We start from the raw sequence: 377 nt of genomic DNA on the forward strand, positions 1-377 counted from the left end.
ACAGCAAGGTGGATGGCCACATAACCAGTAACTAACAACAAAGCATCAAGGACGATGCAATAAGGAGTGATGTAATGAAAGTGTATAAAATTGAAGTTATGGTGTTGGATTTTGAAGATGTAGGGGAGGCGGAAATAAAGCAACAAATTGAGAATAATAGATTTTTGCATGCTCGTGCAGTGAACTCTAAAAGCAAAGAAATAGAGTGGAGTGATGAGCACCCTTTAAATAAATGCGGAACCATGGCACGTACATATACCGATTTATTCGCAAAGGAATAACTATGACTCTAAAGATAGCAACCATACATACAACCAGGAAATGCAGGTATTGCAAAACACCAATCTTTATAGGGTGCGGTTTCTATCCTTTAGGGC

Annotated in this window: 1 protein-coding gene; it reads left to right on the forward strand. The window is 38.7% G+C overall.

What is annotated here, in order from left to right; genetic code table 11:
• Positions 1 to 74 precede the first annotated feature (74 nt).
• Entirely contained in the window at positions 75 to 281 is a 207-nt protein-coding gene (locus tag D5S11_RS19735) for a hypothetical protein (protein WP_128424649.1), read from the forward strand.
• Positions 282 to 377: the final 96 nt, after the last annotated feature.

The organism is Bacillus sp. L75 (assembly GCF_003676355.1).
Lineage (GTDB): Bacteria > Bacillota > Bacilli > Bacillales > Bacillaceae > Bacillus > Bacillus velezensis.

Bases quoted from the DNA above. Each gene is read 5' to 3' on its own strand.
- D5S11_RS19735 (WP_128424649.1), top strand. From the start codon at position 75: ATGAAAGTGTATAAAATTGAAGTTATGGTGTTGGATTTTGAAGATGTA.